At 74.7% G+C, this 15,368-nt stretch carries 11 protein-coding genes and 3 tRNA genes; 3 read left to right on the top strand and 11 right to left on the bottom strand.

Annotated elements, in window-relative coordinates:
- Nucleotides 1-177 precede the first annotated feature (177 nt).
- The 4 genes from FGW37_RS17110 to FGW37_RS17095 form a co-directional block, all read right to left on the bottom strand.
- A complete protein-coding gene (locus FGW37_RS17110) occupies nt 178-945 on the bottom strand; it encodes a response regulator transcription factor (protein WP_179081844.1) in 768 nt (255 codons plus the stop codon).
- Nucleotides 946-1,084: 139 nt separating this feature from the next.
- Nucleotides 1,085-1,158, bottom strand: a tRNA-Met gene (locus FGW37_RS17105).
- A 26-nt stretch (nt 1,159-1,184) separates the two neighbouring features.
- A tRNA-Arg gene (locus tag FGW37_RS17100) sits at nt 1,185-1,257 on the bottom strand.
- A gap of 309 nt (nt 1,258-1,566) precedes the next feature.
- Nucleotides 1,567-1,657: transfer RNA gene (locus FGW37_RS17095), tRNA-Ser, on the bottom strand.
- Between the two features lie 224 nt (nt 1,658-1,881).
- Between FGW37_RS17095 and FGW37_RS17090 the strand changes: the two genes are divergently transcribed.
- Both FGW37_RS17090 and FGW37_RS17085 read left to right on the top strand, forming a co-directional pair.
- Entirely contained in the window at nt 1,882-2,361 is a 480-nt protein-coding gene (locus tag FGW37_RS17090) for an SSI family serine proteinase inhibitor (RefSeq protein WP_179081843.1), read from the top strand.
- A 191-nt stretch (nt 2,362-2,552) separates the two neighbouring features.
- The gene (locus tag FGW37_RS17085) at nt 2,553-7,283 is read left to right on the top strand and encodes a PAS domain-containing protein (protein WP_179081842.1); all 4,731 of its coding nucleotides are present in this window, start codon (nt 2,553-2,555) and stop codon (nt 7,281-7,283) included.
- Between the two features lie 15 nt (nt 7,284-7,298).
- Here FGW37_RS17085 and FGW37_RS17080 read toward each other — a convergent pair whose 3' ends face one another.
- The gene (locus FGW37_RS17080; RefSeq protein WP_179081841.1) at nt 7,299-7,886 is read right to left on the bottom strand and encodes a TetR/AcrR family transcriptional regulator; all 588 of its coding nucleotides are present in this window, start codon (nt 7,884-7,886) and stop codon (nt 7,299-7,301) included.
- Between the two features lie 117 nt (nt 7,887-8,003).
- Here FGW37_RS17080 and FGW37_RS17075 point away from each other — a divergent pair, with 117 nt between their 5' ends.
- A complete protein-coding gene (locus FGW37_RS17075; RefSeq protein WP_179081840.1) occupies nt 8,004-9,257 on the top strand; it encodes an MFS transporter in 1,254 nt (417 codons plus the stop codon).
- 162 nt (nt 9,258-9,419) lie between these two features.
- On the opposite strand, the gene FGW37_RS17070 is transcribed toward FGW37_RS17075, so the two are convergent.
- From FGW37_RS17070 to FGW37_RS17045, 6 genes are all read right to left on the bottom strand, one after another.
- Nucleotides 9,420-11,078, bottom strand: coding sequence for a long-chain fatty acid--CoA ligase (locus FGW37_RS17070; RefSeq protein WP_179081839.1), 1,659 nt, complete (start codon nt 11,076-11,078; stop codon nt 9,420-9,422).
- A 149-nt stretch (nt 11,079-11,227) separates the two neighbouring features.
- Nucleotides 11,228-11,767: a SigE family RNA polymerase sigma factor gene (locus FGW37_RS17065; protein ID WP_179081838.1), complete on the bottom strand. Its 540-nt coding sequence runs from the start codon at nt 11,765-11,767 to the stop codon at nt 11,228-11,230.
- Between the two features lie 153 nt (nt 11,768-11,920).
- The gene (locus FGW37_RS17060; protein WP_246430416.1) at nt 11,921-12,754 is read right to left on the bottom strand and encodes a glycoside hydrolase domain-containing protein; all 834 of its coding nucleotides are present in this window, start codon (nt 12,752-12,754) and stop codon (nt 11,921-11,923) included.
- 53 nt (nt 12,755-12,807) lie between these two features.
- Complete coding sequence (locus tag FGW37_RS17055) at nt 12,808-13,953, bottom strand: lipid-transfer protein (protein ID WP_179081837.1); 1,146 nt, start codon at nt 13,951-13,953, stop codon at nt 12,808-12,810.
- On the bottom strand, nt 13,950-14,378 hold the full coding sequence (locus FGW37_RS17050) for a MaoC family dehydratase (protein ID WP_179081836.1): 429 nt from the start codon (nt 14,376-14,378) through the stop codon (nt 13,950-13,952). The genes FGW37_RS17055 and FGW37_RS17050 overlap by 4 nt, the downstream gene beginning before the upstream one ends.
- Nucleotides 14,375-15,352, bottom strand: a complete 978-nt coding sequence (locus FGW37_RS17045; protein ID WP_246430801.1) for a bifunctional MaoC family dehydratase N-terminal/OB-fold nucleic acid binding domain-containing protein — start codon at nt 15,350-15,352, stop codon at nt 14,375-14,377. The genes FGW37_RS17050 and FGW37_RS17045 overlap by 4 nt, the downstream gene beginning before the upstream one ends.
- Between the last annotated feature and the right edge of the window lie 16 nt (nt 15,353-15,368).

The following is a 15,368-nucleotide window of genomic DNA, read 5'->3' as shown; positions in this document are numbered from 1 at the left end:
CCTTCGCGGTTGTCGGTTGCATTCCGGGCCGGCATGCTGACACCCATTCATGAACGCCATACCACCGCGGCGGGGTATCAGCGGTGCGGAACCGGCAGCTCCACCGACGGCGACCAGCCGCACGGACGGGAAGCGGACGGGCAGAAAGCAGCCGCGCGGCGCGGCCCCGCAGGCGGCTTACGCCGGCGTGGCCGGCTTGATGAGGTAGCCGACGCCGCGCCGCGTGTGGATCATCGGCGGCCGCCCGGCGTCGATCTTCCGCCGCAGGTAGGAGATGTAGAGCTCCACGACGTTGGCCCGGCCGCCGAAGTCGTACGACCACACCCGGTCGAGGATCAGCGGCTTGCTCAGCACGCGCCGCGGATTGCGCATGAGGAAGCGCAGCAGCTCGAACTCGGTGGCGGTGAGGTGGATGTCCGTGCCGCCGCGGGAGACCTCGTGGCTGTCCTCGTCCAGGACCAGGTCGCCCACGGTGAGGACGGAGCCGGGGCGCGGTGCGGCGGTGCGGGCCCGGCGCAGCAGCCCGCGCAGCCGCGCGACGGCCTCCTCCAGGCTGAAGGGCTTGGTGACGTAGTCGTCGCCGCCGGCGGTGAGGCCGGCGATGCGGTCCTCGACGGCGTCCTTGGCGGTGAGGAAGAGCACCGGCAGCTCGGCGCGTTCGCGGCGCAGCCGCCCCAGCACGGTCAGCCCGTCCATGTCGGGCAGCATCACGTCGAGGACGACGGCGTCCGGCCGGAAGTCCCGCGCGACGCGCACGGCCTCGGCGCCGCCGGCCGCGGTGCGCACGTCCCAGCCCTCGTAGTGCAGGGCGAGCCGCAGCAGCTCGGCCAGGGAGGCCTCGTCGTCCACGACGAGAACCCTGATGGGGCCGCCGTCGTCCCGCAGGAGGGGGGCGGTGGCGGGGGCGGCGGCGGGTGCTGGGGTGAGCGAGGAGTCGGCCGTCATGGGACGAGGGTGCGAGCGGCGCGTGAGAGGTGTCTTTCGGCTCTCTGTGATTCTCCTGAGAATCGCGCGCCCGAGCGGGACGGACGGCTCCGGATACGCCGAAGGCCCGGTACCTGAGGTACCGGGCCTTCGGTCTTAGTAGCGGGGACAGGATTTGAACCTGCGACCTCTGGGTTATGAGCCCAGCGAGCTACCGAGCTGCTCCACCCCGCGACGAACGGGAGAAAAACTCCCGTCAGTGCGCTCGGCAGGATTCGAACCTGCAACCTCTTGATCCGTAGTCAAGTGCTCTATCCGTTAAGCTACGAGCGCTCGGCTTCCCGGCGTTTTCTTGCCGGTCGGCGTTGCGTGGACAACATTACATGAACTCCGCCGCCACGCGAAATCCATTCCCCGCACCCGCTCCGGCCTGCGAAAACGGCCTCCCGAAGCACTTCCGGAGGGCCTCCGGAGCGGCCTCGGCGCGGCCCCGGAGCGACTCCGGCGCCCCCCTGCGGACAAGATCGTCCGACGGCATCGCCGACAGCGCCGACAGCGCCGTCCAGCAACACCGCCCGGCAAATCGCCCGGCAACGCGAAAGCCCCGGCCGTCTCGGGGACGACCGGGGCTTCCGGTGACTGCGGAGGCGGAGGGATTTGAACCCTCGATGGGCTTTAAGACCCAAACCGCATTAGCAGTGCGGCGCCATAGACCGGACTAGGCGACGCCTCCAGCCCACCCACGCATGCGCGAGTGGTGCGATGCAGATGATGGCACAACCTCGCGGCCGCTCACCAATCGCACCCCTACGGTACCGGGCTTTCACCGGCCGGGGCAAAGACGTTTTCCGGAGCGCAACGCGTTGCCGCCCGGCGCGTTAGACGGGTGAAGGGATCGGCCGGGCCCTGCGCGCCCCCCGGTCCGCCTCGCCTGCCCCCTGGACCCTGGAGTCCCGCATGCTGCTCCGCCGCCTCGCCCTCGCCGCCGCCGCGCTCGCTCCGGCGGCCCTGCTCACCCTCCCGTCCGCCTCGGCCGCCGGGCTCCCCATGCCCCCGGCCAACCCCGAGAGCAACGACCACCTCACGGTGACCGTCAGCGACACCGGGAAGTTCGGCACCGGCCTCACCGGCGTACGGACCTTCGAGCTGTACTGCCACCCGGCCGGGGGCACGCACCCGCGCGTCAGAGAGGCGTGCGGCCAGATCGACGGCCAGACGACCTGGGGCAAGGACCCGTTCGCCCCCGTCCCCAAGGATTCGGTGTGCACGATGATCTACGGCGGACCGCAGCGGGCCACGGTCACCGGCCGCTGGGCCGGCCGCCCCGTGAAGGCCGAGTTCACGCGGAAGAACGGGTGCGAGATCGACCGCTGGGACCGCTTCTCCAGCCTGCTCGGCGCGCCCGCGGGTACCCCCCACGTCCACCACAAGGGCTGACACGTAAGACATGTCGGGCCTGCGGCAGGACGCCCCACGGCGCCCGTCCGGCGCGCCTCGCCGCACGCCTCGTCCGCCGCCGCGCCCGCCCCGGCAGCCCGTAGACTGCGCTCCAGTGACACGCCACGGCGCGGCGGACCGCCCGCCCGGCGAGGTCGGCAAGGTGCGGTAACCAGGGAGGAAGCGTCGTCGTGAGCAGCAGGCCATCCCGAGGCGCTGCTCGCCTCGCAGCCATACTCGACGCCCTCCCCGACGCCCTGTTGCTCGTCAACTGCAACGGCACGGTCGTCAACGCCAACCACATAGCTCTCGAGACCTTCGAGGTTCCCGGCACGGGGCTGGTCGGGCGCGGGCTGCTCTCCCTGCTGCCCGACTTCGACTCGCGCCGCATCCCCGGCTCCATGCGCCTGCCCGACAGCGACGACGGCCGCACCAAGCCGACGCGCATGATCGCCCGGCGCACGGACGGTTCGGAGTTCCCCGTCGAGGTGACGAGCGCGAACCTGGAGGACGGCCGCACCCCGTACGCCGACCACCAGCCCTACACGGGCGACGAGCTGCTCATGCTCGTCGTCCGCGACCTGACCGGCACGCTCGACACCGAGGCCGAACTCGCCCGGCAGCAGCGGCAGACCGAGATGATCCTGCGCGCCGCCGCGGAGGGCGTCGTCGGCGTCGACACCGCGGGCAAGGTCGTGCTGGTCAACCCCTCCGCCGCACAGATCCTCGGCTACCGCGCCAGCGACCTCGGCGGCCGGGAGCTCCACCCGCTGATCCACCACTCCCGGCCGGACGGCACGCCGTTCCCGTACGAGGAGTCCCCGATCGCCGACACGCTGCGCTCGGGGCGCAAGCACCGGGTGCGCGGGCAGGCGCTGTGGGCCAAGGACGGCCGGGCGGTCCCCGTCGACCTCACCACCGCGCCCGTGCGCGACGGCGACCAGCTCGTCGGCGCGGTGATGACCTTCACCGACCGCCGGGCGTACGACGCGCTCGCCGCGCGCCACGCCCAGCTGCAGGCCGTCCTGCAGGAGTCCCTGCGCGGCCCGCTGGAGCAACTGCGCGCCGAGCTCGGCACCCTGGCCGCCGACCCGGCCGGCCAGCTGTGGCCCGAGGCCAACCAGATCCTGCACCACCTGTCCGCCGGGTACGCCCGGATGACGACGCTTGTCGACAATGTCCTCGCCTATCAGCAGCTGGACGCCGGCGAGGCCAAGCTGGAGCGGGAGACCGTCCCGCTCGACGAGGTCGTGGCCGCGGGCGTCGAGGGCGCGGTCGAGCTGATCGGCCCCGGGCGGGCACAGTTCGCGGTGCACGCACCCGCCATCGAGGCCGAGGTCGACCCCGAGCGGTTCGCCCACGCCCTGGCGCACCTGATCGCGGACGTCGCGGGCGTCGACGCCACGGGCAACGCGCCCGCGGGCGGCGCGCCGACCGGCGACTCCACGATCGTCGTCGCGGCGGCACAGCGCGGCGAGGTCGTACGGATCGAGGTGCGCGGCCCCTACGCGGGGGGCGACCCCGTCCACGGGCCCCTCGTGCGCGGCATCGTGCGGGCGCACGGCGGCGTGCTGCAGACCCACGACGTGCCGGGCGCGTCGGGCGGCAGCGCGTACGTCCTGGAGGTGCCCGTCTCCGCGAAGGGCGGGCCCGTCAGCCCCGCCGCCACGGAGCGGCGCTCCGCCACGGACACGATGACGGACGCGATGAACGCCACCACCGTCATGCCGGTGCCGTCCCAGCGGGCGCGCGGCACGGCGGAGGCACCCGCGTCCGGTGGCGCCGACGCCTCCGCTGCGGCGGGCGGCGGGCGGCGGGCGCGCCGGGGCGCGGACGGCGACACCACGGGCGACGGCGCCGCGCAGCCGGCGCCGCCCGCGCAGAACGACGACACCCCGCCCACCGGGCGGCGGCGCGCCAAGCCGCGCACCGACGAGGCCCGGCCGCCGGTGCCTGCGGCGGCGGCCGAGAGCGACGGCGCTGCCGCGGGCCGGGCCGCCCGGCACGGGCGCGGCGGGCCCGAAGACGCCTCCGGTACGGGTCAGGGCGGCGGGTCCGGCCCCGGCTCGGCGCCGGGGGCGGAGCCGAAGCCGGCCGGTGACGGCGACGCGAGCGGCCTCGTACCGCCGCAGGGCTCGCCGGCCGGGCCGACGGGCCGGCGCGCGCGCCGGGAACAGCCGCAGCAGGCCGAGGCGCCGCGCACGGCGTTCGCCCTGCCTCCGGCCGAGGCCGACCGCACGCCCGAGTCCGCCGCCGCGGCCGCCCCCACCGGGCGCCGGGCACGCCGGGCCCTCGCGGAGTCCCCCGAGCGCCCGATCCCCGGCCAGACCGCCGCGGAACCGTCCGTCCCGCGCGCGGCCTTCGCCCTTCCCCCGGCCGACGCCGACCGCTCCCGCGAGCCCGGCGGCCTGCCGGGAGCCCCCCGCAAGCCCGCCGACGACGAGGGCCCTGCGGTCCACCCGGACAAGGGCCGCGACCGGAGCGGCGCCGGGCACGGCGAGGGGGAGAACGCGGCCCGGTTCCCGGGCCAGGCCCAGGCGGGACGGGGCGGCACGTCGGCCTTCCTGGACACGAACGGCCCCGCCCCCGCCGGCCCGGGGAACGCCCCCGCGCCCTTCCCGGGCCAGACCGGCCCCTCACCCGCCGACGCGCGGGCGCCCCAGGCACCGTTCCCCGCCCCGAGCGGCGCGGACGGCCCCGGACAGGGCGGCACGTCCGCCTTCCTCGGGACGAACGGCCCCGCCCCCGCCGGCCCGGGGAACACTCCCGCGCCGTTCCCGGGCCAGACCGGGCGCGCCGACGCGAGGACACCCCAGGCACCGCTCCCCGGCCCGGCCGGCACGGACCCTGGGCAGGGCGGCACGTCCGCCTTCCTCGGAACGAACGGCCCCGCCCCCGCCGGTCCGAGGAACGCCCCCGCGCCCTTCCCGGGCCAGACCGGGCCCGCGCGCGCCGACGCGCGGGCGCCCCAAGCAGCGTTCCCCGCCCCGAGCGGCACGGACAGCCCTGGCCAGGGCGGCGGCACGTCCGCCTTCCTGGGCACGAACGGCCCCGCCCCCGCCGGCCCGGGGAACGCCCCCGCGCCCTTCCCGGGCCAGACCGGCCCCTCACCCGCCGACGCGCGGGCGCCCCAGGCACCGTTCCCCGCGCCCGTGGACAAGGGAAGCGCCCCGGCGCCGTTCCCGGGCCAGGGCGGCCCCGACGCCCAGGCCGGGCGAGGCGGCACGTCCGCCTTCCTGGGGACGAACGGCCCCGCACCCACCGGCAGGGGAGGCGCCCCCGCGCCCTTCCCCGGCACCGACGGACCCGCGCCCGCACCCACCGGCCCGGACAACCCCGGGCAGGGCGGCCCGTCCACCTTCCTCGGGTCGAACGGCCCCACCCCCGCGGAGGCGGGAAGCGCACCCGCGCCCTTCCCCGGCGCGGACAGTGCCCACCCCGGACGCGGCGGCGCTCCGGTCCCGTTCCCGGGCCGGAGCGGGCCCGCGCCCGCCGGTGCGGAGAACGCCCCCGCGCCGAACAGTCCCGCACCCGCGGAAGCGGGAAGCGCACCCGCGCCCTTCCCCGGCCCGGGCGGGAGCCCGGCTGCCGAGGCCGTCCACGGCGGGCACGGCCGGACCGCTCCGAGCGGCGGCGGCGCAGCGCCGTTCGCCGGCGGGCCCGCGCCGGAAGGCGCCCCCGCGTCGTACGGCGCCACGGGCGTGCGCGAGACCGACCCGTCCCGCTCGGGCGACCCCGCTGCCGGCACGGAGCAGCAGGCCGCAGCCACCCCCGCCCCGACGGGCCGCCGCCGCGCGCGCCGCGCCCTGGCGGAGGAGCCCGGCGCGGCCGCAGCCGCCGCGGCGCCCGGCACGGACACCTCGGGGCGCCCGATCAGCGTGCGCGCCCTGGGCCAGGCCACGCCGTTCGCCCAGCAGCCCGGCCAGGAGCCGGCGCCGGGCGGTTCGGGCCGCCGCCGGCGGCTCGGAAACCCGGCCGAGGGCGAGCGCGAGCGCGAGCCGCAGGCACCCCCTCAAAGCCAGCCGCAGGCACCGGCGCAGCCGGCGCCGCGCCCGCCCCTGCTCGACGCCCCGTCAGGTCGTGCCTTCGCCATAGGAGCTCCGGACGAGGGTTCGGAGGGGCCCGAGCCCCTCGACGGCCCCAACGGTGCGGTGGAAGTCGTGAACGCGCCGCGCCCGCCGATGGACGACGAGCTGCCCCCCGAGCCGCTGGACAACCCGCGCCGGCTCCTCGTATGGCCCGCTCCGGACGCGTCCACGGAGGCGGCGCTGACCGAGCGCGGCTACCGGCCGGTGCTCGTGCACTCGCGCGAGGAGGTCGACGCGCAGACGTCGGCGTACCCGGCGGCGCTGTTCGTGGACCCGCTGACGGGGCCGATCACGCGCACGGCGCTGCAGTCGCTGCGCGAGGCGGCCGTCGCGGCCGGGGTCCCGGTCCTGGTGACGGCCGGGCTGGGGCAGGCGACGCGGGAGGCGGCCTACGGGGCGGACCCGGCGGTACTGCTGAAGGCACTGGCGCCCCGCGACAGCGAGATGCACCCGCCGCGCGTGCTGCTGATCGAGGAGCACGAGCCGATCGCGAACGCCCTGACGGAGACGTTGGAGCAGCGCGGCATGCAGGTGGGCCGCGCGGCGACGGACGCCGAGGCGGTGACGCTGGCGACGCAGATGCGCCCGAACCTGGTGGTGATGGACCTGATGCAGGTGCGCCGCCGCCGCGCGGGCATCGTCGACTGGCTGCGCGGCAACGGCCTGCTCAAGCGCACGCCGCTGGTCGTCTACACCTCGCCCGAGATCGTCGACCCGACGCAGTTCTCGCGGCTGGCCAACGGGGAGACGGCGCTCTTCCTGGCGGAGCGGTCGACGAGCGCGGAGGTGCAGGGCCGGATCGTGGACCTGCTGTCGAAGGTGGGCACGGACTGACCGGATCAGCCTCGGCTATGCGCCCGGCTGAGTGATCCTGCACGCCGCCGTCCGCACGGACTCGCGCAGCGAGTCCAGGTCCCCGTCCTCCCCGCCGACGAGCAGCCGGCGGAACTGCGGCACGGCCGTGGCCCACCCGGCGAGTGCACTGATCAGGAAGACGAGGTGCCGCGGCGGCAGCCCGGCGTCGACCGTGCCCTTCTCCTGGGCGACGGCGAAGGCCGCGGCCTTGGCGTCGTAGCGGGCGCGCCGCTCGGCCTCGTGCGGGATCTCGCCCTCGCCGTATTCGAGCCCTTCCCACAGGAGCAGCCGCAGCAGCTCGGGGTGGGCCTTGTGGTACTCCATCAGGCGGTCGACGTAGCAGTCGGGGTCGTCGGCGTCGACGGGCACGGCGGAGGCGAGTTCGAGCAGGGCCCGCTGGAGGACCTGGGAGAACAGCTCCGCCTTGTCGCCGAAATAGGCGTAGATGAGCTGCTTGTTCGCCTTGGCTTCGCGGGCGATGCGGTCGATGCGCGCACCGGCGATGCCGTGGGCGGCGAATTCGGCGGTGGCCGCCGCGAAGATGCGCGCCTTGGTGGCTTCTGGATCCCTTACGACTGCCATGCACCCAGAGTAACCAACTATTCGGTTGACAGCATGTTCCGTTTCACGTGAAACTTATAACCAACCAGTTGGTTACGACAGATGACATGCACCGTCCCCGGGGGAGCCCAACCACTCATGCCGACGCCCACGCCGTCACCCACAGCCGTAACCGGACCCGCACCCGCTCCCACCCCAACCCCAACCACCGCCCCCACCCCCGCCCGCGGCGGCAACACCGTCCTCCTCGCGGTCATCGCCCTCTGCACCGCCGTCACCGCCGCCAACATCTACCTCGCGGCCCCGCTCCTCGGCCTCATCGCGCAGGACTTCGGCGCCGCGCCCTCCGCGGCCGGCTGGATCGCCTCCGTGGCCCAGCTCGGTTACGCCCTCGGCCTGCTGGCGTTCGCCCCGCTCGGGGACACCGCCGACCGCCGCCGCCTGGTGGCCGTGCTGTCCGCGGTCGCCGGCGTGGCGCTGGTCGCGGCGGCCCTCGCGCCGGGCCTGCCCGCGCTGGCCGCGGCCGTCCTCGTGGCCTGCGCCGCGACGGTCGTGCCGCAGCTGCTGGTCCCGCTGGTCGCCGAGCGGGCGCCCGCCGACCGGCGCGGGCGGCACGTGGCCGCGGTCGTGGCCGGGCTGTTCACCGGCATCGTCGCGGCCCGCGTCCTCGGCTCCCTGGCCGGGCAGGCGTACGGCTGGCGCGCCGTCTTCTTCGGCGCCGCCGCGCTCACCGTCGCGATCGGCCTGCTGACCGCCGTACTGCTTCCGGCCGAGACCCGGCCGCGCCGCGCCGCCCAGCCGCTCAAGGCCATTGCGGGGCTGCCGGGACTGCTGCGCCGCTCCCCCGAGCTGCGGGCCGCGTGCCTGCGCCAGGCCGGTCTCTTCGGCGCCTGGAGCTCTCTGTGGACGACGCTCGCCCTGCTGCTGACCGCGGACGAGCCGTTCCACATGTCGACGGCGACCGCGGGTCTCTTCGGCCTGTTCGGCCTCGTCTCGACCGCCGTCGCCCCCGTCTCGGGGTCGCTCATCGACCGCTTCGGCGCGACCCGGGTCGTCACCACGTCCTACGTGCTCACGGCGCTCTCCCTCCCGCTGTTCTGGCTCGGCGGGCACCGGCTGTGGGCGCTGTGCGCGGCGGCCGTGCTGATCCACGCGGGCCTGATGGCCGGTCAGGTCGCCAACCAAACGCGGGCACTGGCTTCGACCGGCACGCCCGCCGCGGCCAACACCGCCTACGTCGTCACCGCGTTCGTCGGCGGCGCGAGCGCGTCCGCCCTCGCGGGCCCGGCGTACGCCCACTGGGGCTGGAACGGCGTCTGCGCGATCGCGGCGGCCGCCGTGGCGGTGGGCTGGGCCGGCAGCGCGCTGGTGGGCGGCGAGCGCAAGCGCTGACGGAGCACTGCAGCGGACGGACACCGGCGCCGCGGCGCGACGCCGGGCACACATGCCGACGCCGCGCACACATGCCGACGCCAGGCACACATGCCGACGCCGGGCAGGGGCCCTCATCGGCGGCCCCCTGCCCGGCGTTCCGTGTCATCCGCCCGCGGCGGGTCAGCCGCCCAGGACAGTGACCTCCAGCTCGCCCTCCGCGTACTGCTTGCGGAGCACCTTCTTGTCGAACTTGCCCACCGACGTCTTCGGTACGGTCGCGATCCGCGCCCACCGCTCGGGCAGCTGCCAGCGCGCCACCCGCTCGCCGAGGAACGCCCGCAGCGCCTCGTAGTCGGCGGGCTCGCCGTCCTTGAGGACCACGGCGGCGAGCGGGCGCTCGCCCCACTTGTCGTCCGGGACGGCCACGACGGCCGCCTCCGCGACGTCCGGGTGGGCCATCAGGTGGTTCTCCAGCTCGACGGAGGAGATCCACTCGCCGCCCGACTTGATCACGTCCTTGGCGCGGTCGGTGAGGGTGAGGAAGCCGTCGGACGTGATCGTGCCGACGTCGCCCGTACGCAGCCAGCCGTCGGAGCTGAACTTGTCCTCGGGCCGGACCGGCTCCCCGGCCGCGCCGCCGTAGTACGCGCCCGCGATCCAGGGCCCGCGCACCTCCAGTTCACCGGCCGACCGGCCGTCCCACGGCAGGATCTCCCCACCGGGACCGGCGAGCCGGGCCTCGACGGAGGAGGGCAGCCGGCCCTGGGTGAGGCGGTAGGGCCACTCCTCCTCCTCGCTCAGACCGGCCGGCGGGTAGGCGACCGAGCCCAGCGGCGAGGTCTCCGTCATCCCCCACGCCTGCACGAGCCGCACGCCGTGACGCTCGTAGAAGCCCCGCATCATGGCGGGCGGCGCGGCCGAGCCGCCGCTGATGACCGTACGCAGCGAGGACAGGTCCCGCGGCCGCGCATCGAGCTCGGCGAGCAGGCCCGCCCAGATCGTGGGGACACCGGCGGACACCGTGGGCCGCTCGGTGGCGATCATCTCGGCGAGCGGCGCGGGCTGCAGGAAACGGTCGGGCATCAGCAGGGACGTCCCGGCCATGAAGGCGGCGTGCGGCAGGCCCCAGGCGTTCACGTGAAACATCGGCACGACGGGCAGGCAGGTGTCGGCAGGGGTCAGGCCGAAAGCCGATGCGGCGTTGACCTCCATGGCGTGGAGGTAGACCGAGCGGTGGCTGTAGAGGACGCCCTTGGGCTCGCCGGTGGTGCCGGAGGTGTAGCAGAGGGCGGCGGCCTGCCGTTCGTCGAGCTCCGGCCAGTCGAAGCCGGCCACGGGGCGGCCCGCGAGCAGTTCCTCGTACTCGTGCACACGCGGCCGGCAGCCCTCCAGCGCGGAACGGTCGCCCGGGCCCGAGACGATCACGTGCTCGACGCAGCCGAGGTGCGGCAGGAGCGGGGCGAGCAGCGGCAGCAGCGAGCCGTTGACGATGATCACGCGGTCGGCGGCGTGGTTGACGATCCAGGCGAGCTGCTCGACGGGCAGCCGCAGGTTGAGCGTGTGCAGGACGGCGCCCATGGAGGGGATCGCGAGGTACGCCTCCAGGTGGTCGCTGTTGTTCCACATGAGCGTGGCGACGCGCTGATCGCCGACCACCCCGAGCTCGTCGCGGAGCGCGTGGGCCAGCTGCACGGACCGCTCGGCGACCTCCCGGAAACTGCGCCGCAGCGGCTCACCGTCCCCGGTCCAGGTGGTCACCGTGGCGCCCCCGTGCACGCGCGCCCCATGGGCGAGGATGCGGGTGACGGTGAGCGGTACGTCCTGCATCGTGCTCAGCACGGGGTCCTCCCGAAGACCTGTACGGCGGGTGGTCGTCCGCTGATTGTGCTGGGGTATCTCGCGGTAAGTCACTACCTCGGGGCCCCCGCGGTGAGCACTTTCCGTCACGTCGCCCACGGGCCGCCGGTCACACTCCCGTCACGCGCGCGTCACGCGGCGCAGGAGAGCTCCGGGTCCTCGCGGAGCTTGCCGAGCGCCCGGGAGACGGCACTCTTGACCGTGCCGACGGAGACTCCGAGCAGCTCGGCCGTCTGCACCTCGGTCAGGTCCTCGTAATACCTGAGGACGACCATGGCCCGCTGCCGCACCGGCAGCCGCAGCACGGCCCGCCACATCGCGTCGCGCAGCGCCTGCTGCTCGGCGGGGTCCGCCGAGGGGGCGGCCTCGCGCTCGGGCAGCTCGTCGTAGGGGAACTCCTCGACCTTGCGCTTGCGCCACTGCGAGGTGCGGGTGTTGACCAGGGCCCGGCGCACATAGCCGTCCAGGGCCCGGTGGTCCTCTATCCGCTCCCACGCCAGGTACGTCTTGGTCAGCGCGGTCTGCAGCAGGTCCTCCGCGTCGCACGGGTTCGAGGTCAGAGAGCGGGCGGTGCGCTGCAGCACCGGACCGCGTGCCCGTACGTAGGAGGAGAACGACGGGTACACGGCGGTGGATGCGCTGGTGCACACAGACGTCGTGGTTGCTGTCATGCTTCAACGCTAGGAGCGCACCTGTACCCGGCGGATCGCCCGCAGGTGCCGAAGGACGGTCCGCCTCAGGTCGTACAGGTGGGGCTGGCCCCACCTCCCGGAGGGGGAGAGGAATGGGGGACCCTCCTCCGCGTACGGGCCCGGACCGGGCCCTCAGTCGATGATCGCCACGGGCGCGTCCACCAGATTACGGTCGATGGTCAGCTTCCGTCCCCCGTGCGACTCGGCGACGTTGCCCTGGTACTGGTGGATGCGGCGGTGCGGCTGCCAGGCCGTCCGGCCGATCGACGGCTCGCCGTCCGTCGTGGCCGCGACCCGCCAGCGGGCGAACCAGAGCACGTCGGGCAGCCCGGTCGTGCCCGAGCGGCGGGCCCGGTCCATGTGCCGCACCCCCGACTCGGCGCTGCTGTAGAAGCCCGGCAGGTAGCCGGCGCTGCGCACGGCCGCGCCCCAGCCACGGATGAAGGACAGCGTCGTACGGGCGCAGTCGCCGTCCTTGTCGTCGTACGCCTCCATGTCGAGGTAGAGGGCGCTGCGGGAGACGATGCCGAGCGCGGAGGCCCGGGAGACGGCCTCCTCGCCCTCCGACTGGCCCTGGTCGTAGGGGTAGGACCCGATCAGGAAGCCGCGCTTGTTGCTCGCCCGCACGCAAGGCGACTGCGAGCCCACGTAGATCGGCAGGACGCGCCAGCCCAAGTCGTCGGCGCCCTCCAGCCAGCGCTCGCTGAGGTAGGTCTGGCGCGGGCAGGCGCGGGCCCGCCCCGCGAAGTAGACGCCGACGGCCCGGTAGTCGGACGACTTCCACGCGCTCAGCGTGGTCAGCGCCGGGGCCTGGCAGGTGTCCATGCCCCAGCCCCTGAAGACGGAAGCCCCCTCGTCCCTCGGGTCACCCCGGTCCCCGGCGCCCGCCGGCTCGGCGCCCATCAGCTGGGCCGCCACCGCCATCAGGGCGAGGAGATATCCGATGATCTTCCTTCGTCGGTCCATACCCGGAGTCAAAGGCGCCACCGACCGGCGCCCTTCCGTGACACGCCCTCCGTTCATCCGTCTGCCCCGAGAAGCAGCCCGGACGTGGGAACTCCGGTACCGGCGGTGACCAGCGCCCGGGAGGCGTCCTGCACCTGGTTCACAGCGGTGCCGCGCAGCTGCCGCACCGCCTCGGCGACGCCGTTCATGCCATGCAGGTACGCCTCGCCCAGCTGCCCGCCGTGGGTGTTCAGCGGCAGCGCGTCCGACGCCACGAACGCCGCCCCCTCGCCGGGCCCGCAGAAGCCGAACTCCTCCAGCTGCATCAGCACGTACGGCGTGAAGTGGTCGTAGAGGACGGCCACGTCGACGTCCGCGGGGCCCAGTCCGCTGCCCGCCCACAGCTGCCGGGCGACGACGCCCATTTCGGGGAGGCCGTCGATGTCGTCCCGGTAGTAGCTGGTCATCTGCTCCTGTGCGCGGCCTGCGCCCTGGGCCGCGGCGATGATCACGGCGGGCGGGTGGCGCAGCGTGCGGGCCCGCTCGAGGGAGGTGACGACCAGGGCCTGGCCGCCGTCCGTCTCCTGGCAGCAGTCGAGCAGCCGCAGCGGCTCGGCGATCCAGCGGGAGGCGGCGTGGTCGGCGAGGGTGATCGGGCGGCCGTGGAAGTACGCGGCCGGGTTGGTCGCGGCGTGGCGCCGGTCGGTGACGGCGACGTGCCCGAAGACCTCGGGCTCCAGGCCGTAGGAGTGCAGGTAGCGGCGGGCGCCCATGGCCGCCCAGGACGCCGGCGTGAGCAGCCCGTACGGCAGCCCCCAGCCGAGCGCCACGCCCTCCGCCGACGGCTCGCGCCCCTGCACCCCGGCGCCGAACCGGCGGCCGGAGCGCTCGTTGAAGGCCCGGTAGCAGACGACGACGTCGGCGATGCCGGCCGTGACGGCGAGGGCGGCCTGCTGGACGGTGGCGCAGGCGGCGCCGCCGCCGTAGTGGACGCGGGAGAAGAACGTCAGCTCGCCGATGCCGGCCGCCTGGGCGACGGTGATCTCGGGGCTGGTGTCCATGGTGAAGGTGACCATGCCGTCCACGTCGCCGGGGCCGAGCCCGGCGTCGTCGAGGGCCGCGCGCACGGCCTCCGCGGCCAGGGCGAGCTCGCTGCGGCCGGAGTCCTTGGTGAAGGCGGTGGCGCCGATACCGACGACGGCGGCGGTGCCGCCGATCATCCGTCGGCCCGGGCGCGGAAGGGGTCGGCGGGGCGGGCGGGGTGGACGGGGTGGACGGTCACGACCCGGCCGGTGACATGGCGGCCGAGGCGGTTCGTCCCGACCACGGAGATCTCGGTGGTGCGCTCGTTCACGGAAAGGATCCTTCCGGTCAGCACCAGAACGTCGCCCGGATAACTGGGCACCCCGAGCCGGATCGAAACCTTGCGGAGGACGGCCTCCGGGCCGAGGTGGTCGGTGACGTAACGGCCCACCAGACCATTGGTGGTGAGGATGTTCATGAAGATGTCAGGAGAGCCCTTCGCACGGGCCGCCTCGGCGTCGTGGTGCACATCCTGGTAGTCGCGCGAGACGATGGCACCCGCGATGACGAGCGTACGGGTGATGGGAACGGTGAGGGGCGGGAGTTCGTCGCCGGGCCTCATGCGTCCGCTCCCGCCGCCCGGTCCGCGTGGGCGCGAAACACCGGAAGTTCCCACTCCGCGTCCACTCGTATGAATTCCAGCTCGACGGGCATGCCGATGCGCACGCGGTCGTGCGGGACACCGGTGATGCTGCTGATCATCCGTACGCCTTCGGCCAGTTCGACCAGCGCGACGGCGTAGGGCGGGTCGAAGGCCGGGAACGGCGGGTGGTGCACGACCACGTACGAATGGACCGTGCCGGAACCGGCCGCTTCGACCGTCCCCCACTCGGGAGAACCGCAGCGGCCGCAGCCCGGCAGCCAGGGGAAGCGGAGCGTGCCGCAGGCGGCGCAGCGCTGGATGAGCAGCTTGTGCGCGGCGACGCCTTCCCAGAAGGGGGCGTTGTCACGGTTGATCACGGGGCGGGGGCGGGGGCGTGGGTGGGGGCGGGGGTGCACCGGGGCCGAGCTCGCGGGCGTCGCGGGCGTCGCGGCAGGGGCGTACTTGAGGATCCGGAAACGGTGGGTTCCGACCAGCTCGCCGGCCACCCGCAGCCGCATCATCGTGGTGATGAAGTAGCCCGTCCCGAGCCTGGTGGTCTTGCGGGGGGAGACGGTCTCGATGACCGAATCGAACGTGATCTCGTCGCCGGGCCGCAGCGGGCGTACGTACTCCTGCTCGCAGTCGGTGGCGACGACCGCGGTGTATCCGGCGCCGTCGAGCAGGGCGAAGAGCTCGTCGTGGGCCGGAGCGCGCCGGGCGCGGGCCGTGGAGAGGCCGGGCAGGGTCCACGCCTGGAGCATGGTGGGCGGGGCGATCGGGTCGTCCCCGGCGTAGGCGGGGTTCGTGTCCCCCAGGGCCTCGCACCAGTGCCTGATCATCGGGGCGTTGACGGGGTCCGCGGCGGGTGCGGAGACGGCTGCGGGCCTGCCTTCGAAGGGCTTGAGCAGGTGGTGCACGTCGCCGGGCGGGAGACCGGGCGAAGGGCTGGGCAAGGGCGTGCCGGTGGGA

Source organism: Streptomyces rectiverticillatus (assembly GCF_013394065.1).
Classification (GTDB): domain Bacteria; phylum Actinomycetota; class Actinomycetes; order Streptomycetales; family Streptomycetaceae; genus Streptomyces; species Streptomyces rectiverticillatus.
This window is presented reverse-complemented; position numbering and strand designations above follow the sequence as displayed.